Below are 23,747 nucleotides of genomic sequence, written 5' to 3' on the forward strand. Positions count from 1 at the left end.
CTTTACGGGTGTCTCATCTCACCGTTAGTCAACCCCTGCCTACGGTCGCGTAGGTCACATCCGAAGGTGAATCATGGTCCGACGTGGCAGACGATTCGAAGAGTGACAACACATCAGTGATCGGGTCGTACGTGGCGGTGGGGGACAGCTTCACCGAGGGCGTCGGCGACCCCGGGCCCGACGGGGCGTTCGTGGGCTGGGCCGACCGGTTCGCGGTCCTGCTCGCCGACCGGCGCCCCGAGGGCGACTTCAACTACACCAACCTAGCGGTCCGCGGGAAGCTCCTCGACCAGATCATCGAGCACCAGCTCCCGCAGGCGGTCGAACTGGCTCCGGACCTGGTCTCCTTCTGCGCGGGCGGCAACGACATCATCCGGCCCGGCACCGACCCCGACGAGGTGGCCGAGCGCTTCGAGCGGGCCGTCGCCCGCCTCGCGGCGGCCGCGGGCACGGTGATGGTGACGACCGGCTTCGACACCCGGGGCGTGCCGGTGCTCAAGCACCTGCGCGGCAAGATCGCCACCTACAACGGGCACGTCCGCGCCATCGCCGACCGGTACGGCTGCCCGGTGCTGGACCTGTGGTCCCTGAAGTCCGTCCAGGACCGCAGGGCCTGGGACAACGACCGGCTCCACCTCTCGCCCGAGGGGCACACGCGCGTGGCGCTGCGGGCCGGGCAGGTCCTCGGCCTGGAGATCCCGGCCGACCCGGAGCAGGCCTGGCCCCCGCTCCCGCCCCGGGGCACCCTGGAGATCCGCCGGGACGACGTCCACTGGGCCCGCGAGTACCTCGTCCCGTGGATCGGACGCCGGCTGCGCGGCCAGTCCTCCGGGGACCACATCACGGCGAAGGGCGCCCTGTCGCCGGACGACATCAAGACGCGCATCGCCGCGGTCGCCTGACCCCGGTCCACGGCGCGCCCGCACCCGTGCCGGCCCCGTGCCGGCACGGGGCACGCCCGCGCCTCGGGCGGGACCCGGCCCGCGACCCCGTTCCCCGGCGTCAGGCCGGCGCGATGCTTCCGGGCGGTGGCCCGGAAGGGCGCCCGGCCCGGGGTTCCGCGCGGGCCGGCCGGCTCAGCGTCCGCGGGTGGTCAGTTCGCCCGGCCGCAGGCCCAGCTCACGGGCCAGGGCGTCGTCCACCCACTCCTGGGCGCGGGTGCGCGCCACCGCGCCCGGGTAGGACGTGAGCTGTACGGCCAGGCCGTCGAGCAGGGCGGTCAGCCGCAGTGCGGTGCTCGCGGGGTCGGGGCAGGTGAACTCGCCCGCCGCCACGCCCTCGGCGACGACTTCGGCGATCGCCGCCTTCCAGCGCTGGTCGAGGTCCCGGGTGACCGCCCGCAGGGCCGGCTCGCGCAGCGACACCGCCCAGCCCTCGATCCACAGCCGCCAGCCCTTGGCCTGGCCCGTGGGCGCGTACCAGCGCACGGCGGCGCGCAGCCGGCGCAACGCGGAGGTCCGCCGGCCCAGCAGCGCCCGCAGCCGCGTCAGGTCCTCCTCGGCCGCGTAGGCGAAGGCGGCGGCGACCAGCTTCTCCTTCGTCGAGAAGTGATAGAGCACCAGCGCGTTGCTCACCCCGAGCGCCGCGGCCACGTCGGCGATCCTGACCGCCGCCACGCCCCGCGCCTCGATCTGCCCGATGGCCGCCCGCAGCATCTCCTCCCGCCGCTCGGCCACGCTCAACCGCACTCTCGCCACGCGGTCACCTTAGACCGTCCGGGGGACACCGCCCCAGACCCGCCGGTCCCCGCCCGGCGGGCGTCAGCGGTCCAGGCCGAAGCGGTCCGCGATCACCGGCAGGCGGCCCGCCGCCAGGGCGTGGGCGGCGGCGCGCGGAGTCGTCCCGTCGGCCCGCGCGCGGTCCAGCACCAGCCCGGTCAGCGCGCGCATCGAGCGGCGGACGTGGGCGAACGCCTCTTCGGCGTCCGGGCCTATGTCGCCGAACAGCGTCCACCACCACCAGGCGTTGGTTGCGGAGTTGACCACCACGTCCGGCAGCACCGTCACCCCGCGCTCGGCCAGCAGCCGCTCCGCCTCCGGCAGTACGGGCATGTTGGCGGCCTCGGCGATCCAGCGGGCGGTGACCCGCTCCTGCCCGGCGGCGTCGACCGCGTACGACACCGCCGCCGGCACCAGCACCTCGGCGTCCGCCGAGAGCCAGGCGCCGGCGGGCAGTTCGCGGTCGCCCGGGCGCAGCACCGAGCGGTCGAGCGTGCCGTACGCGTCCCGCGCCGCCAGCAGCGCCTCCACGTCGAGGCCGTCCGGATTGGCGACGGTGCCCTTGACGTCGGCCACCGCCACCACCGTCAGACCCGCGCGCGCGAGGAAACGCGCCGTGGCCCCGCCCATCGTGCCCAGCCCCTGCACGGCCACCCGGGTGCCCCGGTACGGCACCGAGGCCCGGTCCAGGGCCGTCAGCACCGATTCGGCCACCCCGCAACCGCCCACCAGCTCGTCCAGGCCGATGCCGTCGACCCGCACCGCGAAGGCGTCCGCGAGCCGGGCCCGGGCCGCCGGCTCGTCGTCCAGCAGCGGGAACACCGCCTGGACGGTGGAGACCAGGCCCGCCTCGGCGGCGGCCCGGTCCACCAGGTCCTGGCTGAGGCCCAGGTCCTCGCCGGTGGTCCAGCAGCTCTCGACGTAGGGCCGCACGGCGCGCAGGTAGCGCACGAGCAGCCCGTAGGCCGCCGGGTCCCGCGGATCGCAGTCGATGCCGCCCTTGGCGCCGCCGAGGGGGACGTAGCGGGCCCGGGGGTCGTAGTGCAGCGCCTCCTTCATCGTCATGCCGCGCGCGAGTCCGGTGACCTCCTCCAGCGTGCAGCCGGGGCGCATGCGCAGCCCGCCGCTGGCCACCCCCCGGACCAGTCGGTCGACGACCAGGAAGCCCTGGCGTCCGGTGACGTGGTCGGTCCACACGAGCGACAGGTGAGGTGCGGCGGTCATGGGGGCTCCCGGGTGACGGTTACTGAACGGCGAGTCAGTATTCGCAGCCGCCGCTCCCCTGTCAAAGCGCCGTGCGGACCGGGACGGCCGCGGTGCGTCGGGCCGGGCGGGGGCGGGGCCGCGCTGTCGGTGGGGCCGTCCATAATGGAGGACCTCAGCGACTCCACTGGAGGTAACCGTGACCGGTCGGCGTTCCAAGAGGTCCGGGCTCGGCGCACTGCGGCCCGAGGCCTTCGGCGCGCAGCCGAGCGGTGAGCGCCTCGCCCGGATCCGCCGTTCCCCGCATTTCAGGAACGGCGTCTTCCAGAACCCGGGCGGCACCGCCCGCACCCGGCCCTCCGGCTCGCCGCTCGACCTCGCCAAGGTCTTCCTCGACAAGGACACCCGGCCCCTGCGCTCCCCGGCCGGCACCGTCCCGGTGCACGCCACCACCCTCGCCGACCTGGCCAAGCCGCCCACGACCGGGCTGCGGGTGACCTGGCTCGGCCACTCCAGCGTGCTCGTGGAGATGGACGGTCACCGCGTCCTGTTCGACCCGGTCTGGGGCGAGCGCTGCTCGCCGTTCCCCTTCGCCGGGCCCAGGCGGCTGCACCCGGTGCCGCTGCCGCTGGCCGCGCTGGGCCCGGTCGACGTGGTGGTCGTCTCGCACGACCACTACGACCATCTGGACATGCCCACGATCAAGGCGCTGGCCGGCACGGACACCCTGTTCGCCGTGCCGCTGGGCGTCGGCGCGCACCTGGAGCGCTGGGGCGTCGCGGCCGAGCGGCTGCGCGAACTCGACTGGCACGAGTCGACCGAGATCGGCGGTCTCACCCTGACCGCCACCCCGGCCCGCCACTTCTGCGGCCGCGGCCTGCGCAACACCCAGCACACCCTGTGGGCGTCCTGGGCCGTCGCCGGCGAGGAGCACCGGGTCTACCACAGCGGTGACACCGGCTACTTCGAGGGCTTCCGGGAGATCGGCGCCGCCCACGGCCCGTTCGACGTCACGATGATCCAGATCGGCGCGTACAGCGAGTTCTGGCCCGACATCCACATGACCCCCGAGGAAGGCGTGCGCGCCCATCTCGACCTGCAGGGCGGCGCTCCGCACGGCGTGCTGCTCCCGATCCACTGGGGCACCTTCAACCTCGCCCCGCACCCGTGGGCCGAACCCGGCGACTGGACCAAGGAGGCCGCCGAGGAGGCCGGCCAGGCGGTGGCCCTGCCCCGGCCGGGCGAGCCCTTCGAAGCCGCCGGGAAGCTCCCCGCCGAGGCCTGGTGGCGATTCGCCTCCGCACCCGTCGCCCACCTCCGGCGCCGGCCCCAGGAGCCGCGGGCCGCGGCGGAGCTGGACCGGGCCGAGGTCGACCTGGCCGGCGAGCGGTGAGGCAGGACCGCCTGCCACGCCGAAGAAAAGGATGTGCAAGGATTCCGTAAAAGGGTGCCGCGGACTACGATCTCGGCCTGTGATGCGCATTCTCATGCAGGCGGGCAACGACCCCTTCAGTGTGCCCTCGGTCGAAAGCACCTTGGTGCGCAACAGCATTCGGGGCAACGTCGGCAATCTGATGTACACGAATGCCGCCTACCGGCACATGTCCGTGCCGGACGCGGAGATACGGGTCGACACGACGCACTTCGCCGAACTGACGGTCGCGGACGCGGACCGGATCAACGACGAATGCGACGTCTTCGTACTACCGATGGCCAATGCCTTCAAATCGAAGTTCATTCCGCACATGCACATCCTCGCGGACCTCATCGGCAAGCTGAAGGTGCCGGTGGTCGTGTTCGGAGTCGGCGCACAGGCGAAGCTCGATTACGACACCGCATTCCTGAAACCCGTCGACGAGGCCGTCAAGCGGTTCGTCGGGGCGGTGCTCGACCGTTCGGCGTCCATCGGCGTGCGGGGCGAGTTCACCCAGCGCTACCTCGGCGAACTCGGCTTCCGTGACGTCGACGTCATCGGATGCCCCTCGGTCTACTTCCGCGGCCCCGGCTTCCGGATGGAGCACCCGGGCGGGCAGGCGCTGCCCGAGGGGGCCCGGATCGCCCTGTCCACCGCGCTGCGGCTGGCCAACGCCGAACTCGCCTCCGCCATCAACGACTCCATCCTCAAGCAGCACCCCGGGCTCACCTACTTCGCCCAGGAGGGGCGCGACCTCCAGACGCTCTACTGGGGTGACACCGCCGTCGCCGCCCGGCAGCCCACGCCGATGCCCGACCTCAGCTCGCACCCGCTGATACGCTCCGCCGACGTGTGCGTCCCGCTGGAGCCGCACAGCTGGATGGACGCCCTGGCCCGGTACGACTTCGCCCTCGGAACGCGCATCCACGGCAATATCGCCGCCCTGGTGGCCGGCACCCCGGCGTTCGTCCTCGCCCACGACTCGCGGACGCTCGAACTGTCCCGCTACCACCACATCCCGCACCGGGTCATCACCGACCTGGACGCCGACGCCGACGTCGCCCGCCTCTATGCCGAGGCCGATTACACGGCTTTCAACGCCGACTATGCCGAGGGATTCCAGCGGCTGCTCGACTTCATGACAAGAAACGGCCTGCGGAACACCTACGAGCACGGGGACGGCGGAGCCGAATACGACCGCCGGGTGCGGGCCGCGGAATTCCCGAGTCCGTTCCGCCGCTCCGAGGCCGAGAGCGTGGACGACCTGCTGTTCCGCATCACCATGCTCCGGGAGCAGAACAAGGCGATAGCGCGCCAGGCCGCCAGGGCCGAGAAGAAGGCCGCCGCCCAGGCCGGCCACATCAGGAAACTCGAAGCCGCGCTCGCCGCGCAGCGAGAGTCCAGCGAGAAGCGGCTGCGGGCCCTGGAGGCCCAGGCGAAGAGGCGGCTGCCCACCAAGGCGCGGCGTCTCGTCAAGCGGCTCAGGCCGAAGTGACGGGGCCCGCCGCGAGTGACGGAAGGTGACTGATCCTCGGTTCCGCCGCCGCGGCCGCCGCCCGCGGCGTCCGGTCGGCCGGACACCGCGATCCGCTCGGCGGCCTTTCCGGGGGCCGGTACGCACACCAGTGCGTACCGGCCCCCGCTGCTTGGTTCTGACCAGTTCTGACCAGGTCGGATCAACTCCTTACGGCTCTGCCCCGTCGGCCCCGCGCGGTCGTCGGTCTGTCGTACGACGCCTCATACCAGAGCGGGACGCTGCCCGGAGGACTTTGTCGACTGGCCATCGCGCCTGATGCACAGGCGACTACTGTGAGTGTCCGTCGCCCGACGCAGGCCTGGGCGAACCAGGCCGACGGACCAGTACGAGGACGCAGATGTCTCATCTCCGTGCACCGGCCGCCCGTGCCGACCGCCGTGAGGGCGGCCGCCACGGAAGGCCGGTCGCCCGACCCGCTCCCGCACTGCCCGAGACGCACATACGGCCCCAGCTCATGCGGCTCGCCGTGCTGCCGCCCGTCGCCGTCGCCCTCAGCGCCACCGCCGCCGTCCTGTTCACCGTCCGCTCCACCGGCGCCCGCCCCGGCGCCGCCCTGTGGGCCGTGCTGACCGGAGCGGTGGCGGTGACCGCCGCGGGCGTCCTGATCGCCGCCGTGGCCGCCGACCGCGCCGCCCGCTCGGTCGCCGGCCGGGTCGACGCCCTGCGCCGCGGCGCCGCCCGCGGCGAGGCCGAACTGCACGCCCTGGTCGAGGCGTTGCGGCAGGGTGAGGCGCCGACCAGGCGGGGGCCGGGCCGGCGGCCGCCCGCGGACGCCGACGACTTCGACCTGCTCGCCGCCGACCTGGCCCGGGCGCACGACGGCGCCGTCACCGCCGTCGTGCGGGCCGCCCAGCTCTCCAGCCAGGCCGGCAGCGAACAGAAGCTGGAGGTCTTCGTCAACCTGGCACGCCGGCTGCAGTCCCTGGTGCACCGGGAGATCTCCATCCTCGACGACCTCGAGAACGAGATCGAGGACCCCGACCTGCTCAAGGGCCTGTTCCACGTCGACCACCTCGCCACCCGGATCCGGCGGCACGCCGAGAACCTCGCCGTGCTCGGCGGCGCGGTGTCCCGGCGGCAGTGGAGCAACCCGGTGGACATGACCGAGGTGCTGCGCTCGGCCATCGCCGAGGTCGAGCAGTACTCCCGGGTCAAACTGGTCCCGCCCGTCGACGGCGAACTGCGCGGCCACGCCGTGGCCGACGTCATCCACCTGCTCGCCGAACTCGTGGAGAACGCGACGGTGTTCTCCGCCCCGCACACCCAGGTGCTGCTCCGCGCCAGCCTCGTCACCGCCGGGCTCGCCGTGGAGGTCGAGGACCGCGGGCTCGGCATGCCCGTCGGCGAGCAGCACAGGATGAACGCCCTGCTCGCCGACCCCGACCAGGTCAACGTGGCCAGCCTGCTGGCCGACGGCCGCATCGGCCTCTACGTGGTCTCCCAGCTCGCCCGGCGGCACGGCATCTCGGTGCGCCTGCAGAGCAACATCTACGGCGGCGTGCAGGCCGTACTCGTCGTCCCCCAGGCCCTGTTGGGCACGGCGCCGGGTGCGGCCGGGGCCGGCGCCGGCGGGACGGCGGTGCCCCAGCCCCGGGATCCGGCGGTGCAGGGCCGATCGGCGCCGTCCGCCCAAGCCCCTTACTCCACGACGGCGTTCGGGTCCGGCTCCGGACCGGCGGACGCGGAGCGGGCCGCCGGAACCGGCCCGGGCGGCGAAGGGCCCGCGCCGGAGCCGGACCCCGCCCCGGCCACCGGCCGGCGGCGGCACGCGCTGCGCGGGTCCGGGCACCCCGGCGACCCGAACGCCGTTGATCGGAAGGGGAGTACGCACCCGGACGAGACGCACGGCGCGACCGCCCGCGGCGAAGCCGAGCGGAGCGGACCGGTGCCGGACGGCGGCGCCCCGGCGCCGCTTCCCGTGCGGGCCGCGCGGGAGAAGCGGGCCAACCCCGCGGAGGCGGTACCGGGCATCGGACCCGAGCACCGGCCGGTGGTCGAATCCCGCGCGGGCGTCCTGCCCGCCCCGCGCGCCGCCACGGCCGTTCGCGGCACCATGGGCAGACCCGGGCTGCCGCGCCGCCGCGCCCGGGAGCACATCGTTCCCCAGTTGCGCGGCGGCCCCGCCCCGCGGCAGGACGCCGGGCCCGTCGCGGGCCACGACCCCGGGCTGATGGCCGCCTTCCAGCGCGGCATGGGGCTGGCCGAGGCGCAGCGGGACACGGAGCCGGATCCGCGCCCCCCGGCCCCGCAGCACGTCCACTCGCCCGCCGCCGAAGGCACCGGCCGCCCCGGCGGGAGCGCACCGGCCGGATGACCCCGCCGTCCGGTCCCACGGACCCCCGCCCCCGTCCCCGGCACCCCCGTCCCCAGCACCACCACCTCCAGCGCTCCGCTGGTCCTCGTACCCCTAGGAGTCGATCCACCATGGCGAGCGATGCGCCGACCGCCCAGGCATCCGACCTCGACTGGCTGCTGAGCGGCCTCGTGCAGCGCGTACCGCACACCTCCAGCGCGGTGCTCCTGTCCTGCGACGGACTGGTGAGGTCCGTGCACGGCCTCGATCCCGACAGCGCCGACCACATGGCGGCCCTGGCCTCCGGCCTGTACTCCCTCGGCCGCAGCGCCGGTGTCCGGTTCGGCGACGGCGGCGACGTCCGCCAGGTCGTCGTCGAACTCGACTCGGCGCTGCTCTTCGTCACCACGGCCGGCTCCGGCACCTGCCTCGCCGTGCTCGCCGGCCGCGAGGCCGACGCCGCGGTGCTGGGCTACGAGATGGCGATGCTGGTCAAGAGCGTGCGCCCCTACCTGGTGACCGCGCCCCGCCGGCACGCCGCCGAACCCACGGCGACGAGGCCTTGAGGGTGGCCGCAGCCGGCGACGGGCCCTGGCTCGACGACGCCGCCGGACGGCTGGTGCGCCCTTTCACGGTCAGCGACGGGCGCACCGAGCCCAGCATCTCCCTCGACCTGATGTCGCAGGTGATGGCCACCGGCGTCACCCCGCTCGGCTACCTGGGTCCCGAGCACGCCCAGGCGCTCGAGGTGTGCCGGGCGCCCGTCCCGGTGGCGGAGGTCGCCGCGCACCTGAGACTGCCCGCGGTGGTCACCAAGGTGCTGCTGTCGGATCTCGTCGACTGCGGGGCGCTGACCACCAAGCCACCCGTCTTCCACCACACGCCCACTGACCGGTCTCTGCTGGAGGCAGTGCTCGATGGACTACGACGACAGCTCTGACCTGTTCCCCACCGCGCTCAAGATCCTCGTGGCGGGCGGGTTCGGGGTCGGCAAGACGACCTTCGTGGGAGCGGTCAGCGAGATCGCCCCGCTCAGCACCGAGGAGTTGCTCACCACCGTCAGCGCCGCCACCGACAACCTCGACGGCATCGAGAACAAGGTCGAGACGACGGTCGCCATGGACTTCGGCCGGATCACCCTCGATCCGCGGCACGTGCTCTACCTGTTCGGCACGCCGGGGCAGGAGCGGTTCTGGTTCATGTGGGACGAGCTGTCGGAAGGGGCGCTCGGCGCGGTCGTCCTCGCCGACACCCGCCGGCTGCAGGAGTGCTTCGCGGCGGTGGACTTCTTCGAGGAGCGCGGCCTCGCCTTCATCGTCGCCGTCAACGAGTTCGACGGCGGCCACCGCTACGACCCCGAGGAGGTGCGCGCCGCCCTCGACCTCGACCCCCGGATCCCCGTCGTCCCCTGCGACGCCCGCATCTCCAGTTCGGGCGTGCAGACCCTGCTCGCCCTCGTGCGCCACCTCATCGCCCACGCCACGGCGCCCGCGCCGAGCCGCGGCGCCCACATGTGATCCAGCCAAACCGCCGACGGAGCCGCCCATGAGGTACGTCCACGACGCCGGAGAACGGTCATGAGCTACGAGCCGCCCCGTCCGGTGAGGGGTCTGCTGCTCACCCCCGAGGACAAGGACGCCCCAGCCCGGGCCTCCAGACTCCGCGAACTCGGCCTGGGGGAGCGGGCCGAGCCCGCTCTAGACGCCTTCGCGGACCATCTCGCCCGGCTCACCGGGGCGCCGTACGCGATGGTGAACTTCGTCGGCGAGGACACCCAGTTCTTCGCGGGCCTGCGCGTCCCGGCCGTCGCCGCCGTGGTCCGGGAGGACGGCGGCAGGCCCGAGGTCGGCCGCTTCCTGCCGCGCGACCACGGCTTCTGCCCGCACGTGGTGGTCCGGCGCAAGGCCCTGGTCCTGGAGGACGTCCGCGACTACCCGCGGTTCGCCGGCAACCCGGTGGTCGACGAGTACGGCATCCGCTCCTACCTGGGCGCCCCGCTCATCGACAGCTCCGGCATGGCGCTGGGCACCGTGTGCGCCGCCGACGTCGCCCCACGGGCCTGGGGCAGGACCGGGCTGGAGACGATCAAGTCGCTGGCCGCCGGACTCGCCGCGCACATGGAGGGATCGGCGCGCGACGGCCTGCCGCTGTGAGGGGACGCCGGCCGGTCCCGGGCGCACGGCGCGGTCCCCGCCCGTGGGGCGTGAAGGAAAGCTGAGGCGGCGGTTAAGAAAAGATCGATGGACCCCGGCGCGCGCGTGCGGCAGATTGCGGGGTGATTCCACCCCTCTGACCCGGTGCGGGCCGCTCGGCATGCCCGCGGGCCGGGACCTCACCCACAGGAGCCGTAGCGTTGAAGGCGCTGGTCAAGGAGAAGGCGGAGCCCGGGCTCTGGCTCACGGACGTCCCGGAGCCCGCCATCGGTCCCGGTGATGTGCTGATCAAGGTCATGCGGACCGGTATCTGCGGCACCGACCTGCACATCAGGGCCTGGGACGGCTGGGCGCAGCAGGCGATCCGCACCCCGCTCGTGCTGGGGCACGAGTTCGTCGGGCAGGTCGTGGAGACCGGCCGCGACGTCGCCGACATCCGGGTCGGCGACCGGGTCAGCGGCGAGGGCCACCTGGTGTGCGGCAAGTGCCGCAACTGCCTGGCCGGGCGGCGCCATCTGTGCCGGGCCACCGTCGGCCTCGGGGTGGGCCGGGACGGCGCGTTCGCCGAGTACGTCGCGCTGCCGGCGTCCAACGTCTGGGTGCACCGCGTCCCCGTCGACCTCGACGTCGCCGCGATCTTCGACCCGTTCGGCAACGCCGTGCACACCGCGCTGTCGTTCCCGCTCGTCGGCGAGGACGTCCTGATCACCGGCGCCGGCCCGATCGGCCTGATGGCCGCGGCGGTGGCCCGCCACGCCGGCGCCCGCAACGTCGTCGTCACCGACGTCAGCGAGGAGCGCCTGGAGCTGGCCCGCAAGATCGGCGTCAGCCTCGCCCTGAACGTCGCCGGGACCACCATCGCGGACGGACAGCGTGAACTCGGCCTGCGCGAGGGCTTCGACATCGGCCTGGAGATGTCCGGCCGCCCCGAGGCGATGCGGGACATGATCGCCAACATGACGCACGGCGGCCGGATCGCCATGCTCGGACTGCCCGCCGAGGAGTTCCCGGTCGACTGGGCGCGTGTCGTCACCTCGATGATCACCATCAAGGGCATCTACGGCCGCGAGATGTTCGAGACCTGGTACGCGATGTCGGTCCTGCTGGAGGGCGGCCTGGACCTCGCCCCCGTGATCACCGGCCGCTACGGCTACCGCGACTTCGAGGCGGCCTTCGCCGACGCGGCCTCCGGCACGGGCGGCAAGGTCATCCTCGACTGGACCGCCTGATCCCCGGCCCGGTTCGCCCCTCCTCCCTCGTACTCGCTGGAGTCCCTCATGTTCACCTCTGTCCGTGACGACCTGCGCGCCACCCTCGAAGAGATCCGCGCCGCCGGTCTGCACAAGCCCGAGCGGGTCATCGACACCCCGCAGTCCGCGACCGTCAACGTCAGCGCCGGCGGCCGCCCCGGCCAGGTCCTCAACTTCTGCGCCAACAACTACCTCGGCCTCGCCGACCACCCCGAGGTGGTCGCCGCCGCCCACGAGGCGCTCGACCGCTGGGGCTACGGCATGGCCTCGGTCCGCTTCATCTGCGGCACCCAGGAGGTGCACAAGGAGCTGGAGGCCCGCCTGGCGGCCTTCCTCGGCCAGGAGGACACCATCCTGTACTCCTCCTGCTTCGACGCCAACGGCGGTGTCTTCGAGACCCTGCTCGGCGAGCAGGACGCGGTGATCTCCGACGCCCTCAACCACGCCTCCATCATCGACGGCATCCGGCTGTCCAAGGCCCGCCGCTTCCGGTACGCCAACCGCGACCTCGCGGACCTGGAGGCGCGGCTGAAGGAGGCGACCGAGGGCGGCGCCCGGCGCAAGCTGATCGTCACCGACGGCGTCTTCTCCATGGACGGCTACGTCGCGCCGCTCGCTGACATCTGCGACCTCGCCGACCGCTACGACGCGATGGTCATGGTCGACGACTCGCACGCCGTCGGCTTCGTCGGCCCCTCCGGCCGCGGCACCCCGGAACTGCACGGTGTGATGGACCGCGTGGACATCATCACCGGCACCCTCGGCAAGGCGCTCGGCGGCGCCTCCGGCGGCTATGTCGCCGCCCGCGCCGAGATCGTCGCCCTGCTGCGTCAGCGCTCGCGCCCGTACCTGTTCTCCAACACCCTCGCCCCGGTGATCGCCGCCGCCTCCCTGAAGGTCCTCGACCTGCTGGAGTCCGCCGACGACCTGCGCGTCCGGCTCGCCGAGAACACCGCGCTGTTCCGCCGCCGGATGACCGAGGAGGGCTTCGACATCCTCCCCGGCGACCACGCCATCGCCCCCGTCATGATCGGCGACGCGGCCGAGGCGGCCCGGATGGCGGAACTGCTGCTGGAGCGGGGCGTGTACGTGATCGGCTTCTCCTACCCGGTCGTCCCGCAGGGCCAGGCCCGCATCCGCGTCCAGCTCTCCGCCGCGCACTCCACCGAGGACGTGGACCGGGCGGTCGACGCGTTCGTCGCGGCGCGCGCCGAACTGTCGGTCTGACCGGCCCGGACATGGGGCGATAATTGACCCCATGATCGAAGCGCGGCGGCTCCACATCCTCCGTGCGGTGGCCGACCACCGCACGGTCACGGCGGCGGCCGCCGCGCTCTACCTCACCCCCTCCGCCGTCTCCCAGCAGCTCACCGCGCTGGAGCAGGAGACCGGCCACCGGCTGGTCGAGCGGAGCGCCAAGGGCGTACGCCTGACCCCGGCCGGCGAGATCCTGCTCAGCCACACCAACGCCGTCCTGGCCCAGTTGGAGCGGGCCGAGGCAGAGCTGGCCGCCTACGGCTCGGGGGAGGCCGGCACGGTCACCGTGGCCGCCTTCGCCACCGGCATCGCCGAGGTGGTGGCGCCCGCCGTGGCCCGGCTGGCCTGCTCGGCGCCCGGGATACGGATCCGGGTCCAGGACGCCGAGGGTGACGCCAGCCTGCCGATGGTGCTGGACCGGCAGGTCGACGTGGCCGTGGCCGTGGAGTACCGGGGCGCCCCGGCCGCCGGCGACCCCCGGCTGACCCATGTCCCGCTGTACGCCGAGCCCTTCGACGCCGTCGTCCCCGTGGGCCACCGCCTCGCCGACGCCGACGAGGTGCCCCTGGCCGAGCTGGCCAAGGACGTCTGGATCGGGCCGTACCCCGGCAACCCCTGCCACGACGTGGTCGTCCTGGCCTGCGAGAGCGCCGGGTTCCAGCCCCGGCTGGAGCACTCCTCCGACGACTTCCGGGCTGTTGTCGCCCTCGCCGCGGCCGACGCGGGCGTGGCCCTCGTGCCCCGCTCCGCGCTGCGCGGCATGGACCTCGCCGGCGTGGTCGTCCGCCCGGTCGACGGGGTGGCCCCCACCCGCCGGGTCTTCGCGGCGGTGCGCCGGGGCGCCGAGGGGCACCCGCTCATCCGCCCGGTGCTCCAGGCCCTGGGACGGGCGGCGGGCGTGAGCCTTCCGTAACACGTCCGTCTCATCTGAGGGATAGCGTCCCGGATGTGAGAACCGAAACCCCCGACCCCGTGGACGCCCGGATCGGCGCCCGGCTGGCCGAACTGCGTGCCGGCCGCGGCTGGTCCCTGGGCGAGCTGGCCGAGCGCAGCGGAGTGAGCAGGTCGACCCTCTCCCGGGCCGAGCGCGCCGAGACCAGTGCCACCGCGTCCCTCCTCAACCGTCTCTGCCACGTCTACGGACGCACCATGTCCCAGTTGCTCAGCGAGGTCGAGGCGGAACCGGCCGCGCTGGTCAGGGCGGCCGAGCAGCGGCTCTGGCAGGACCCAGCCGCCGGCTTCGCACGCCGGTCCGTCTCCCCGCCGCACGGCAGCCTGCGCGGCGAACTCGTCGAGGGCCGGCTCACCCAGGGCGCCGACATCGCGTACGACCGCCCGCCCGTGCCCGGCCTGGAACAGCACCTGTGGGTCCTGGACGGCACGCTGGAGGTGACCACCGGGGACACCAGCCATGCCCTCGGCACCGGGGACTGCCTGCGGATGCGGGTCTACGGGCCGACGCGGTTCCGCTGCCCGGGACCCGGCGGGGCGCGCTACGTGCTGGCGGTGGTGCGGCCATGACCGTGCTGCGCTGGACCGACACCGAACTGCGCGGAAGGTCACGGGAACTGGCCCGCCTGCTGACCGACACCGTGGACGGGGGAGCCTCGGTCGGGTTCCTCGCACCGCTCGGGCCGGCCGAGGCCGCCGGCTGGTGGCGGGAGCGGGCCGACGCGGTGGCGGCCGGCCGGCTCGCGGTGTGGGTGGCGGTGGACGGCACGGACCGGGTGACGGGCACGGTCAGCCTGGCCCTGCCCGACAAGCCCAACAGCCGCCACCGCGCCGAACTCGTCAAGCTGATGGTGCACCGCTCCGCGCGCGGACAGGGCCTCGGGCGCAGGCTCCTCGCCACCGCCGAGCGGGCGGCGGCCTCCGCCGGCATCACCCTGGTCCACCTGGACACCGAGACCGGCAGCCCCGCCGAGCATCTGTACCGCTCGGCCGGCTGGACCCTGGCCGGCACCATCCCCGACTACGCGGCGAACCCGTCCGGCGAACTGCGCCCGACCACCCTCTACTACAAGCGGCTCGCTCCGCCCGCCGGGTGACTGTCAGAGGCGGGGGCTACGGTGCCTGGCATGCCGGACGCAGAAGACGTACGCCGTATCGCCCTGTCCCTGCCGGACACCACGGAGAAGACCGCCTGGAGCATGCCCACGTTCCGCGTGGCCGGGAAGATGTTCGCCACCCTCCCCGAGGCCGAGACGTCCATCGCCGTGCGCTGCCCGAAGGAGGAGCGCGACGAACTGGTGCTGGCCGAACCGGAGAAGTTCTGGATCGCCGGCCACGAGGCCCAGTTCGCCTGGGTGAGGGCGCGGCTCGCCGCGCTGGACGACGAGGCCGAACTGCGCGACATCCTCGCCGACTCCTGGCGCCAGGCCGCCCCGCCCCGGCTCCAGGACGCGCACCCGGACCTGGGGGCGCCGGGCGGCCGCTGAAAACGGCTCGGCGGGCGCCGGCGCGGCATGACATGATCCCGCGCGGCGCACCAGGCGAGGGCGGGGAGCCGGGAGGGGTGGACGCGGGATGACGGGTACGCGGTCACGGCGCCACGGCGTCGCGGAAACGGGTACGGGGCGGGGACGCCGGGACCAGACCGCCGGGGGCCCGGCGGTCTGGTCCCGGGACTTCGCGCTGTTCTTCGTGGCGAGGGCCGTCGCGCGGCTCGGCGACACCATGCTCCCCGTGGCGCTCGCCGCCGGCCTGCTGCGGCACGGGTACGGCGCGGGCGCGGTCGGTCTCGCCATGGCCTCCACGTCCGCCGCCTTCGCGGGCCTCGTCGTGTTCGGCGGGGTGATCGCCGACCGGTTCAGCACCCGCAGACTGATGATCGGCGCCGATCTGGTCCGGCTCGTCACCCAGTCCCTCGCCGCGGGCCTGTTCTTCGCGGGGCACGTGGTCCTGTGGCAGATCTGCGCCATCGGGGTCGTCGGCGGCGTGGCCGCCGCCGTCTTCCAGCCGGGCGTGGCCAGCACCGTGCCCCGGCTCGCCCCCGACGTCCAGGGCGCGAACGGCGCGATCCGCGTCGCCGAGTCCGCGGCCCAGCTCGCCGGACCGGCCGCGGCCGGCCTGCTGGTCGGCTTCGCCTCGCCCGGCGGTGTGTTCGTCGCGCACGCCGCCACCTACGCGGTGAGCGCCCTGTGCCTCCTGCTGCTGCGGCTGCCCCCGCTGCCCGCGGGCGGCCGCACCGCCGGGCCCGGACTGCGCGCCTTCCGGGCCGATCTGCTCGAGGGCTGGCGGGAGTTCAGGTCCCGGACCTGGCTGTGGGGCGTGATCGTCATCTGGGGCGTGTACATGATCGCCACCTGGGGCCCGACCGTGCCGCTGGTGGCCACCGAGGTCGTGCAGCACCACGGCCCGCGCGCCTACGGCCTGATCAACTCGGCCCTCGGCGCGGGCACGGTCGTCGGCGGCCTGTTCGCCCTCCGGCTGCGCCCGCGCCGCATGCTGCGCGCCGGGGCGCTCGCCCTGTTCGCCTTCTTCGGCTTCCCGGTCGCCGTCGGCGCCGGTCTCGGCGTACCGGCCATGGCGGTGGGCGCGGCGGTGGCCGGGGCCGGGATGTCGTTCTGGGGCGTGATGTGGGCGACCAGCGTGCAGACCCAGGTGCCCGGCGACGTCCTCAACCGCATCCACGCCTACGACGTGGCCGGTTCCCTGGCGATGATGCCCGCCGGCCAGGCCCTGGCCGGACCGGCGGCCGCCGCCCTCGGCGCCGGGCACGTGCTGCTGGCCGCGGGCGGCGCGAGCCTGCTGGTGGCTGTGGCGCTGCTCTCGGTCCCGGCGATACGAGACCTCACCCGTGCCGACGGCCAGGCCCCGGCGCGCTGAACGTCCCCGGGCGCCCGCCCGCGCGCCCCCGCGCCATCCGAGAGGCGTACGACCCCAGCCGCCGGAAACGGATGCGCGACCACCGACCCGAGTGCGGTATTGTTTCCCTGCGCGTTTCGACCGGGGAAACCCCAGGTCAAACGGCACCGGGACGTGGCGCAGCTTGGTAGCGCACTTGACTGGGGGTCAAGGGGTCGCAGGTTCAAATCCTGTCGTCCCGACCAGCTTCTTGCGATGGTCGGAGGTCGTTCTCTCAGCGATGAGAGGACGGCCTTTGTCGTGTCCGCCGCTCCTCCGCCCGCGGCTCGCCCGCACCGGCCCCGTCGCCCTTCCCGGCGTCCTCGTCAGCCGCCCCGTCCGGCCCAAGGGTGCGCAGGGCATGGTGTTCCCCGGTGGTGATCTCGGCGACCATCGAGGCCAGTTGCCGGCAGGCCCGCTCGATCTCGCGCTGGGAGTCGGCCCGCTCACCGAGGACCGCGGCGAGCAGCAGCGCGGTCAGGGCGGCGGAACCGTTGAAGGCCTGCAGAGTGATCATGCGGGTGACCAGGTCGTGGCCGGCGAACGGACCCGACCGCCGCGCGGCGGCCACGATCGCGAAGGCCGACACGGCCAGCGCGCAGGGGGCGGCCCCGGCCAGCCGGAAGCGGAAGGCCGCCCAGAACAGCAGCGGGAAAGCCAGGAACAGCAGCGGCGCGCGACCGGCCTCCAGGAAGCCGACGCCGACCGTGACCACGGCGAGCAGCAGCCCCTCCGCCCACCGGACCGGCGCCACGTCCCTCGGCCAGTGGGCCCTGGCCAGCACCAGCAGCACCGGCGTGACCACGAGGACGCCCGTCGCGTCACCGGTCCACCACACCGTCCAGGTCGGCCAGAAGCGGTCGGGGGTCAGCGCACCGGAGATCACCAGGGCCGCGGTGCCCGTCGTCGAGCTGATCAGCATCCCGGTGAAGGCGCCCAGGAAGATCAGCGCCAGCGCGTCCCGCAGCCGGTCCAGTTCCTCGCGGAACCCGGTGCGGCGCAGCAGCGCGTAGGAGCACAGGGGCGCGAGGGTGTTGCCGGCCGTGATGGCCAGCACGGCCGGCAGCGACGGCCCCAGCGCGATGTTGACCAGGAACGCGCCGAGCGTGATGCCGGGCCAGACCCGCGGACCGCGCAGCAGCAGGGCCGCCACCGCGATCCCGCTCGGCGGCCACACGGGAGTGACCTGACCGCGCACCAGCTCCTGGAGCAGGCCCAGCCTGGCCGAGCCGTAGTAGAGAGCTGCGACGACGCAGACCTCGAGGGCGGCCGAACCGCCGCTCCGGAGCCGTTCCCGCCACGCCAGAGACATCGGGCGACCTCCGCTCACCATCGCCCCGAGCCCATCATCCGTCCGTTGCGCGTCCCGTGCCCGTCAGGGCTGCCGGTCCGCGCGCCCCGGTCAGCCGACCGGGGTGCGCAGGGCGAGGATGGCCATGTCGTCGTGGCCGTCGCTGGGGTGGTGGTCCGCCAGCTCCCGGACGAACTCCGGCAGCGGCAGGGCGGCGTACGACGCGGCGAGCTCGGCGAGTTCGCGCAGGCTCTCGTCGATGACGTGGGCGGGATGCTCGATCAGGCCGTCGGTGAAGAAGACCACGGTGGCGGCCGGGGGCAGCGGACGGGAGTGCTCGGGGCGGGGCTGCCCGGGGTCCACGCCGAGCGGCAGCCCGGGCTCGACGAACAGGAACTCCGCCCGGTGCTCCGGTGCGATCAGCATGGGCGGGACGTGGCCGGCGGTGCTCCAGCGCAGCCGCCAGCCCGGCCCCTCGGGTTCGATGCGGGCCAGCGTGGTCGTCGTGACCGGGTTGTCGGTGATCGCCTCCAGCGTCCGGTCGAGCTGGGCGAGGACCGCGCCGGGCGGATTGCGGTGGTCGAACAGCAGGGCGCGCAGCATGTTGCGGGTGGAGGCCATCGCGGCCGCCGCCTGCAGGTCGTGGCCGACCACGTCGCCGATGACGACGGCCAAGGCGCCGTCGGGCAGCCGTACGGCGTCGTACCAGTCCCCGCCGAGCTGACTGGGCTCCGCCGCGGGCCGGTAGATGGCGGCGGCGGTGAAGGGCCGCAGGTCGGGCAGGGTGGGCAGCAGCAGCCGCTGGAACTGCTCGGCGCCGACCCGGACCCGTTCGAACAGCCGGACGTTCTCGATCGCGATGCCGGCCGCGCTGGCCAGGGCGACGACCACGTTCTCGTCGTGCAGGTCGAAGGGGCGCCCGTCCAGCCGCTCGGAGAGGTAGAGGTCGCCGTAGATCTCGCCGCGGACGCTGATCGCGACACCCATCAGCGTCCGCATGGGCGGGTGGCCGGACGGGAAGCCGACGGAGGACGGGTGGGCGGTGATGTCGTCGACCCGCAGCGGCTCCGGGTACCGGATCAGATGGCCGAGGACGCCGAGGCCACGCGGCAGGCCGGACTCTTCCAGCGCCCGGCGTTCGGGCTCCGAAAGCCCCTCCGCGATGAACTGCTCCAGCCCCTCACCGGCCCGGTTGAGCACGCCGAGGGCCCCGTAGCGGGCGCCGACCAGCTCCATCGCCGTGGTCACGATGCGGTGCAGCACAGCGGGCAGCTCGACCTCGCGGCTGATGGCCACGACCGCGTCCAGCAGGCCCTGCAGCCGGTCCATGGTGAACAGCAGCCCGCGCAACTGCTCGTCGATCCGGCCCAGCTCGGACCGCAGGCGCGAGTGCAGGTCGGGCAGGGGCGGACGCCGCGGGTGCCGGCCCTCCCGGTGTCCGGCCATCACGCGCGCCCGGCCGTCCGGCGCCCGGTTCCCGCGCCCGCTCGCCGGCCGCGGCGGACCGGCTCGGACGGCCCCCCGGTCCAGCGGTGCATGCCGGCCTCCTGACACGATCCCCCGTGGCGGCTGTGTCGTCCTTCGATTGTGGCATCGTCGGGCCGCGGCCTCAGCGGGAGCGGGCCGGGGTGCCGCGAACGGGAGCGGCACCCGCCGGCGGCGTCAGGACACGCACCCCACATGGGCGAGGGCCTGCTTCAGCAGCACGCCGTGCCCGCCCGGCATCTCGCTCTGCACGGCCGCCGAGGCGGCCTCCTGCGGGCTGAACCAGACCAGGTCGAGCGCGTCCTGCCGGGGGCGGCAGTCGCCGGTGACCGGCACGATGTAGGCCAGCGACACGGCGTGCTGACGGGGGTCGTGGTACGGCGTGATGCCGGCCGTCGGGAAGTACTCCGCGACCGTGAACGGCTGCAGGGACGCCGGCACCCGGGGCAGCGCGACCGGGCCGAGGTCCTTCTCCAGGTGGCGCAGCAGCGCGTCCCGGACCCGCTCGTGGTGCAGGACCCGGCCGGACACCAGGGTCCGGCTCACCGTTCCGTCCGGCCCGATGCGCAGCAGCAGCCCGATGCTCGTGACCTCGCCGCTGTCGTCCACGCGCACCGGCACGGCCTCGACGTACAGGATCGGCATCCGGGCCCTGGCCATCTCCAGTTCGTCCGAGGTCAGCCAGCCGGGCGTGGTTTCGGTCATGTCAGACATTGCTTGATCATACTTTCCGGGCGGGGCGCTCGCTGAGGTCGCGGGCCGGTTCGTCCATGGGCAGTCGGTACAGCCGGCGGGCGTTGTCGCGGCCCGTCCAGGCCGCGATGCGCAGGGCGTCGGGCAGGCTCAGCTCGTCGGCGTCCACCCGGTCCTCGAGCAGCGCGGCCAGGGCACGGCGGAAGGACAGCGCGCCCAGGTGGTGGAACTCGGCCAGACCGTAGGCGTCGGAGCTGTACAGCAGTTTGCGGAACGGGGTGATCTCCAGCGCCTCCTCCAGCACCGCCCGGCAGCGGGCCGGGCCGGTGTGGTGCAGGGCGAGGCCGACGTCCAGGTGCACCTGCTCGAAGACCGCCGACAGATAGGCGGCCTGGCGGTGGTACGGCCAGCAGTGCAACAGCAGGACCGGTACCGTGCCCGCGGTCAGCCGCAGCCAGTCCGTGAGCAGCGCGGGGTCGGCGTGGTGCAGCCGCAGGTCGGCGTCGCCGAAGCCGGTGTGCAACTGCAGCGGCAGGCCCAGGTCGACCGCGGTCCACAGCAGGTGCCGTTCGAGGACCGGATCGGCGAGGCGTCCGCCGCGCGCGAGCCAGTGCCCGGCCGCCCGGGTCACCTCGCCCGGTGCGGGCCGCTCCGGGGCGAGGGCGAAGCCGGTGCGGTAGGCGGCCACCGACTTCACGGCGACCACCCCGGGCCGTCGCACGGCCTCCTCGGCGGCCGACCGGAACGCGTCGGCGTACCCGCCGGCCGTGACGCCCCGGGCCGCCGTCCGCTCGGCCACCTGTTCCAGCCGCACCACCTCGTGGGCGGCGGCGCCCGAGGCTCCGGCCAGCTCGGCGGGGGAGGTGACCGGGTGCGGGGCGTAGCCGGTGTCGACGCAGAACACCCCCACTCCGGCGGCGGTCAAGAAGCGGCGGTTGACCTCGCGCCAGCCCATCTCTCGGCGCCGGGCCAGGTACTCCTCGGCGGGCGCGTGCCGGGGCAGGTCCAGCAGCGGCGCGCAGTGCCGGCGCACGGCCACGCCGACCGGGCTGTCGAAGGCCGACACGCCGGGCCACGCGTCGCCCTCGGTGAGCAGCGACTCGAACTCGGCGGGCGCGAGGCCGGCCGTGACGGCGCCGTGGCAGTGGTGGTCGACCAGCGGCAGCGCGGCGAGGGCCTCGTGGACCGGTCCGGGCGCGGCCACGGTCAGTACCTCCAGCGGTAGGCCGCCGCCACCCGCGCGTCGTCCATGCCCGCCACGGCCTCCGCCTCCCCGAGGCGTACGGCGGTCACCGCGTCCGCCAGGACCGGGCCCAGCGCGGCCCGCAGCACCGCGTCGGCCCGGAACTCCTCGACGGCCTCCGGCAGCGACACCGGCAGGCGCCGCACGCCGAGCGCGGCCGCCTCGTCCGGGCCGTACCTGGCCGGGTCCCCGGTGATCTCCTCCGGCAGCGGCAGGGACGCCGCCAGGCCGTCCAGTCCGGCGGCGATGACGCAGCCGAGCGCGAGGTACGGGCTGGCGGCCAGGTCGACCGGTTTGACCTCCATGTTGGCCTCCTGGGCCTGATGGCCCGTGCTGCCGGTGACCATCCGCAGCGCGGCCTCGCGGGTCTCCCGGCCCCACGCGGCGAAGACGCCCGCCCACTGGGAGGGCCTGAGCCGCAGATAGCTGGCCGGACTGGGCGCGGTCACCGCCGTCAGCGCGGGCAGGTGCGCGAGCACCCCGGCCGCGAACGACTCCGCCTCGGCCGTCATGCCGTACCGGCCGTCGCCGCCGGCGTGCAGGTTCACGCCGTCGCGCCAGCACGACAGGTGCAGGTGGCCGCCGTTGCCCACGCCCTCGGCGAGGACCGCGGGCGCGAACGACACCCGCAGGCCGTGCCGCCGCGCCACGGCCCGGATCGTCTGGCGCACCAGCACGCTGCGGTCGGCGGCGGCCACCGGGTCCAGGGCCCCCACCGAGACCTCGAACTGCCCGGCCGCGTACTCGGGATGGATCTGGTCGACGTCCACTCCCTGGGCGGCGAACGCCGCGAGCAGGTCGGCGGTGCAGTCGCTCAGCTCGACCTGCCGGACGGCCCCGTACGCCGGACCGGAGACCGCCGGGACGAACTCGCCGTCCGGCGCGTCGTCGCGCCCGAACGCCCACTCGACCTCGACGGCCGCCTTGAAGACGAGACCGTGCTCCGCCGCCGCCCGCGCGACGGTGCGGCGCAGGAAGGTGCGGCCGCAGCCGGGGTGCCGCTCGCCCTCCTGGGTGATCCGGTCCACGGGCGCCCAGGCCCAGCCGGGCTGCCCGGCCAGCACCACGAGCCGGTCGAGATCGGGGTGGAGCCGCAGATCGCCGTCCGGGGAGCCGAGGACGTCGGTGGTGACGATCGAGTCGTCGGACAGGAACGTGTCGAAGACCGGTGACATGCCGACCCCCCAGGCCACGGCCGCTTGGAGCCGGGCCGTGGGGATCGTCTTCACCCGGGCGACGCCCGCGGTGTCCACGTACGCGAGGACGATGCCGTGCACGCCACGCGCGGTCAGCTCGGCGGTGAGCGGGGCGGCCCGCTCCAGGTCGCCGGGCCGCCCGCCGGGCACCGGGTCGGCAAGGGTGGTCATACGTCCTCCTCGACGGGCTCGGCCCCGGCCGGGGCGGCGGGGCCGGACCCGGCTCCGGTCCGCTCAGGGTTTCACGGCCACCGCGCCGAACTGCGGTACCGCGGCGGCGTCGGGCTCGGCGCGCCACTGCGAGCACGGCACCAGACCCGGTTCGACCGGCTCCAGGCCGTCGAGGAACGCGGCGATCTCGGCCCGGCCGCGGGCGGTGATCGGCGGGGTGGCGTTGGCGTTCCAGAACTCCATCGCGGCGATGTTGCCCTCGCCGCCCACCTCGGCGTCGGAGGTCGGGTGGGTGAGCACCAGGAAGCTGCCGGAGGGCATCGCCGCCATGATCCGCCGCACGATGTCCCGGGCCTTCGCCGTGTCCAGGACGAAGTTGAGGATGCCCAGCATCATCACCGCGACCGGCCTGTCCAGGTCCAGGGTCCGGGCCGCGCCGCGCACGATGGACCCGGGGTCGTGCACATCGGCGTCGATGTAGTCGGTGACGCCCTCGGGGGAGCTGGTGAGCAGCGAGCGCGCGTGCACCAGGACGATCGGGTCGTTGTCGACGTAGACGATCCGCGAGTCGGGCGCGAGGCGCTGCGCGATGTCGTGCGTGTTGTCCACCGTCGGCAGGCCCGTGCCGACGTCGAGGAACTGGCGCACCCCCCGCTCGGCGGCCAGGTATCGCACCGCCCGGCCGAGGAAGTCCCGGTCCGCCCGGGCCACCGCCCGGATCACCGGGAACATCCCGGCGACGTGCTCGCCGACCCGCTGGTCGACCTCGTAGTTGTCCTTGCCGCCGATCCAGTAGTTCCAGACCCGCGCGTTGTGCGCCACGGAGGTGTTCAGCCTCGCCGTACCGGCGGCCGGGGATTGGCCCTCGCTCACGTATCCGCCCTTCTCACGTGCGGTTGCCCGCCGTCATTGTGCCGTCCCCTTGATCACGCTGTCCCGGAAACCCCGGACCGTGACGGCGCGGGCACCCAGCGGTGCTCCCCGGCGCATGAGGAAC

General features: G+C 74.1%; 23 protein-coding genes and 1 tRNA gene. 16 read left to right on the plus strand and 8 right to left on the minus strand.

Annotation, left to right across the window (positions count from 1 at the left end; genetic code table 11):
• The first annotated feature begins 116 nt into the window (after positions 1-116).
• Entirely contained in the window at positions 117-902 is a 786-nt protein-coding gene (locus ACFQ9Z_RS10010; protein WP_383014460.1) for an SGNH/GDSL hydrolase family protein, read from the plus strand.
• Between the two features lie 174 nt (positions 903-1,076).
• Here the strand turns inward: ACFQ9Z_RS10010 and ACFQ9Z_RS10015 are convergent, their stop codons facing one another.
• Both ACFQ9Z_RS10015 and ACFQ9Z_RS10020 read right to left on the minus strand, forming a co-directional pair.
• The gene (locus ACFQ9Z_RS10015; protein WP_383013703.1) at positions 1,077-1,697 is read right to left on the minus strand and encodes a TetR/AcrR family transcriptional regulator; all 621 of its coding nucleotides are present in this window, start codon (positions 1,695-1,697) and stop codon (positions 1,077-1,079) included.
• 63 nt (positions 1,698-1,760) lie between these two features.
• Entirely contained in the window at positions 1,761-2,942 is a 1,182-nt protein-coding gene (locus ACFQ9Z_RS10020) for a Glu/Leu/Phe/Val dehydrogenase dimerization domain-containing protein (RefSeq protein ID WP_383013706.1), read from the minus strand.
• Positions 2,943-3,120: 178 nt separating this feature from the next.
• On the opposite strand from ACFQ9Z_RS10020, the gene ACFQ9Z_RS10025 reads away from it, so the two are divergent.
• The 15 genes from ACFQ9Z_RS10025 to ACFQ9Z_RS10095 all read left to right on the plus strand — a co-directional run bounded on the left by ACFQ9Z_RS10025 (position 3,121) and on the right by ACFQ9Z_RS10095 (position 16,877).
• On the plus strand, positions 3,121-4,314 hold the full coding sequence (locus ACFQ9Z_RS10025) for an MBL fold metallo-hydrolase (protein WP_383013709.1): 1,194 nt from the start codon (positions 3,121-3,123) through the stop codon (positions 4,312-4,314).
• Positions 4,315-4,396: 82 nt separating this feature from the next.
• Positions 4,397-5,830 (plus strand): polysaccharide pyruvyl transferase family protein, encoded by a 1,434-nt coding sequence (locus tag ACFQ9Z_RS10030; protein WP_383014463.1) that lies wholly within the window; start codon positions 4,397-4,399, stop codon positions 5,828-5,830.
• 379 nt (positions 5,831-6,209) lie between these two features.
• Entirely contained in the window at positions 6,210-8,186 is a 1,977-nt protein-coding gene (locus ACFQ9Z_RS10035) for an ATP-binding protein (RefSeq protein ID WP_383013713.1), read from the plus strand.
• 110 nt (positions 8,187-8,296) lie between these two features.
• A complete protein-coding gene (locus ACFQ9Z_RS10040) occupies positions 8,297-8,731 on the plus strand; it encodes a roadblock/LC7 domain-containing protein (protein WP_383013716.1) in 435 nt (144 codons plus the stop codon).
• 2 nt (positions 8,732-8,733) lie between these two features.
• The gene (locus ACFQ9Z_RS10045; RefSeq protein WP_383013719.1) at positions 8,734-9,105 is read left to right on the plus strand and encodes a DUF742 domain-containing protein; all 372 of its coding nucleotides are present in this window, start codon (positions 8,734-8,736) and stop codon (positions 9,103-9,105) included.
• Positions 9,083-9,682 (plus strand): ATP/GTP-binding protein, encoded by a 600-nt coding sequence (locus ACFQ9Z_RS10050; RefSeq protein ID WP_383013722.1) that lies wholly within the window; start codon positions 9,083-9,085, stop codon positions 9,680-9,682. The genes ACFQ9Z_RS10045 and ACFQ9Z_RS10050 overlap by 23 nt, the downstream gene beginning before the upstream one ends.
• Positions 9,683-9,742: 60 nt before the next feature.
• Positions 9,743-10,318: a GAF domain-containing protein gene (locus tag ACFQ9Z_RS10055; RefSeq protein ID WP_383013725.1), complete on the plus strand. Its 576-nt coding sequence runs from the start codon at positions 9,743-9,745 to the stop codon at positions 10,316-10,318.
• Positions 10,319-10,518: 200 nt separating this feature from the next.
• Complete coding sequence (gene tdh / locus ACFQ9Z_RS10060; RefSeq protein ID WP_383013729.1) at positions 10,519-11,547, plus strand: L-threonine 3-dehydrogenase; 1,029 nt, start codon at positions 10,519-10,521, stop codon at positions 11,545-11,547.
• Between the two features lie 48 nt (positions 11,548-11,595).
• Positions 11,596-12,795 (plus strand): glycine C-acetyltransferase, encoded by a 1,200-nt coding sequence (locus ACFQ9Z_RS10065; RefSeq protein WP_383013732.1) that lies wholly within the window; start codon positions 11,596-11,598, stop codon positions 12,793-12,795.
• A gap of 31 nt (positions 12,796-12,826) precedes the next feature.
• Entirely contained in the window at positions 12,827-13,738 is a 912-nt protein-coding gene (locus ACFQ9Z_RS10070; protein WP_383013735.1) for a LysR family transcriptional regulator, read from the plus strand.
• A gap of 35 nt (positions 13,739-13,773) precedes the next feature.
• On the plus strand, positions 13,774-14,346 hold the full coding sequence (locus ACFQ9Z_RS10075) for a helix-turn-helix domain-containing protein (RefSeq protein WP_383013739.1): 573 nt from the start codon (positions 13,774-13,776) through the stop codon (positions 14,344-14,346).
• Positions 14,343-14,873, plus strand: a complete 531-nt coding sequence (locus ACFQ9Z_RS10080; RefSeq protein ID WP_383013742.1) for a GNAT family N-acetyltransferase — start codon at positions 14,343-14,345, stop codon at positions 14,871-14,873. Before ACFQ9Z_RS10075 ends, ACFQ9Z_RS10080 begins: the two co-directional genes overlap by 4 nt.
• A 30-nt stretch (positions 14,874-14,903) precedes the next feature.
• A complete protein-coding gene (locus ACFQ9Z_RS10085; protein ID WP_383013745.1) occupies positions 14,904-15,263 on the plus strand; it encodes an MmcQ/YjbR family DNA-binding protein in 360 nt (119 codons plus the stop codon).
• A gap of 88 nt (positions 15,264-15,351) precedes the next feature.
• Entirely contained in the window at positions 15,352-16,653 is a 1,302-nt protein-coding gene (locus ACFQ9Z_RS10090) for an MFS transporter (RefSeq protein ID WP_383013748.1), read from the plus strand.
• Between the two features lie 147 nt (positions 16,654-16,800).
• Positions 16,801-16,877, plus strand: a tRNA-Pro gene (locus tag ACFQ9Z_RS10095).
• A 29-nt stretch (positions 16,878-16,906) separates the two neighbouring features.
• Here ACFQ9Z_RS10095 and ACFQ9Z_RS10100 read toward each other — a convergent pair.
• The 6 genes from ACFQ9Z_RS10100 to ACFQ9Z_RS10125 form a co-directional block, all read right to left on the minus strand.
• Positions 16,907-17,983, minus strand: coding sequence for an MASE1 domain-containing protein (locus ACFQ9Z_RS10100; RefSeq protein ID WP_383013751.1), 1,077 nt, complete (start codon positions 17,981-17,983; stop codon positions 16,907-16,909).
• Positions 17,984-18,073: 90 nt separating this feature from the next.
• Entirely contained in the window at positions 18,074-19,408 is a 1,335-nt protein-coding gene (locus ACFQ9Z_RS10105; protein WP_383013754.1) for a PP2C family protein-serine/threonine phosphatase, read from the minus strand.
• A 216-nt stretch (positions 19,409-19,624) separates the two neighbouring features.
• A complete protein-coding gene (locus tag ACFQ9Z_RS10110) occupies positions 19,625-20,152 on the minus strand; it encodes an NUDIX hydrolase family protein (RefSeq protein WP_383014466.1) in 528 nt (175 codons plus the stop codon).
• A 16-nt stretch (positions 20,153-20,168) separates the two neighbouring features.
• Entirely contained in the window at positions 20,169-21,344 is a 1,176-nt protein-coding gene (locus ACFQ9Z_RS10115; RefSeq protein ID WP_383013756.1) for an amidohydrolase family protein, read from the minus strand.
• Between the two features lie 2 nt (positions 21,345-21,346).
• Positions 21,347-22,750: a glutamine synthetase family protein gene (locus ACFQ9Z_RS10120; protein WP_383013759.1), complete on the minus strand. Its 1,404-nt coding sequence runs from the start codon at positions 22,748-22,750 to the stop codon at positions 21,347-21,349.
• A gap of 63 nt (positions 22,751-22,813) precedes the next feature.
• Positions 22,814-23,623 (minus strand): SAM-dependent methyltransferase, encoded by an 810-nt coding sequence (locus ACFQ9Z_RS10125; protein ID WP_383013761.1) that lies wholly within the window; start codon positions 23,621-23,623, stop codon positions 22,814-22,816.
• Positions 23,624-23,747 lie beyond the last annotated feature (124 nt).

This window comes from Streptomyces sp. NPDC056580 (assembly GCF_042793175.1).
Classification (GTDB): Bacteria; Actinomycetota; Actinomycetes; order Streptomycetales; family Streptomycetaceae; genus Streptomyces.

Bases quoted from the DNA above. Each gene is read 5' to 3' on its own strand.
- ACFQ9Z_RS10020 (WP_383013706.1), bottom strand. From the start codon at position 2,942: ATGACCGCCGCACCTCACCTGTCGCTCGTGTGGACCGACCACGTCACC.
- ACFQ9Z_RS10030 (WP_383014463.1), top strand. From the start codon at position 4,397: ATGCGCATTCTCATGCAGGCGGGCAACGACCCCTTCAGTGTGCCCTCG.
- ACFQ9Z_RS10035 (WP_383013713.1), top strand. From the start codon at position 6,210: ATGTCTCATCTCCGTGCACCGGCCGCCCGTGCCGACCGCCGTGAGGGC.
- ACFQ9Z_RS10040 (WP_383013716.1), top strand. From the start codon at position 8,297: ATGGCGAGCGATGCGCCGACCGCCCAGGCATCCGACCTCGACTGGCTG.
- ACFQ9Z_RS10050 (WP_383013722.1), top strand. From the start codon at position 9,083: ATGGACTACGACGACAGCTCTGACCTGTTCCCCACCGCGCTCAAGATC.
- ACFQ9Z_RS10055 (WP_383013725.1), top strand. From the start codon at position 9,743: ATGAGCTACGAGCCGCCCCGTCCGGTGAGGGGTCTGCTGCTCACCCCC.
- ACFQ9Z_RS10065 (WP_383013732.1), top strand. From the start codon at position 11,596: ATGTTCACCTCTGTCCGTGACGACCTGCGCGCCACCCTCGAAGAGATC.
- ACFQ9Z_RS10070 (WP_383013735.1), top strand. From the start codon at position 12,827: ATGATCGAAGCGCGGCGGCTCCACATCCTCCGTGCGGTGGCCGACCAC.
- ACFQ9Z_RS10080 (WP_383013742.1), top strand. From the start codon at position 14,343: ATGACCGTGCTGCGCTGGACCGACACCGAACTGCGCGGAAGGTCACGG.
- ACFQ9Z_RS10085 (WP_383013745.1), top strand. From the start codon at position 14,904: ATGCCGGACGCAGAAGACGTACGCCGTATCGCCCTGTCCCTGCCGGAC.
- ACFQ9Z_RS10090 (WP_383013748.1), top strand. From the start codon at position 15,352: ATGACGGGTACGCGGTCACGGCGCCACGGCGTCGCGGAAACGGGTACG.
- ACFQ9Z_RS10100 (WP_383013751.1), bottom strand. From the start codon at position 17,983: ATGTCTCTGGCGTGGCGGGAACGGCTCCGGAGCGGCGGTTCGGCCGCC.
- ACFQ9Z_RS10105 (WP_383013754.1), bottom strand. From the start codon at position 19,408: ATGGCCGGACACCGGGAGGGCCGGCACCCGCGGCGTCCGCCCCTGCCC.
- ACFQ9Z_RS10110 (WP_383014466.1), bottom strand. From the start codon at position 20,152: ATGACCGAAACCACGCCCGGCTGGCTGACCTCGGACGAACTGGAGATG.
- ACFQ9Z_RS10120 (WP_383013759.1), bottom strand. From the start codon at position 22,750: ATGACCACCCTTGCCGACCCGGTGCCCGGCGGGCGGCCCGGCGACCTG.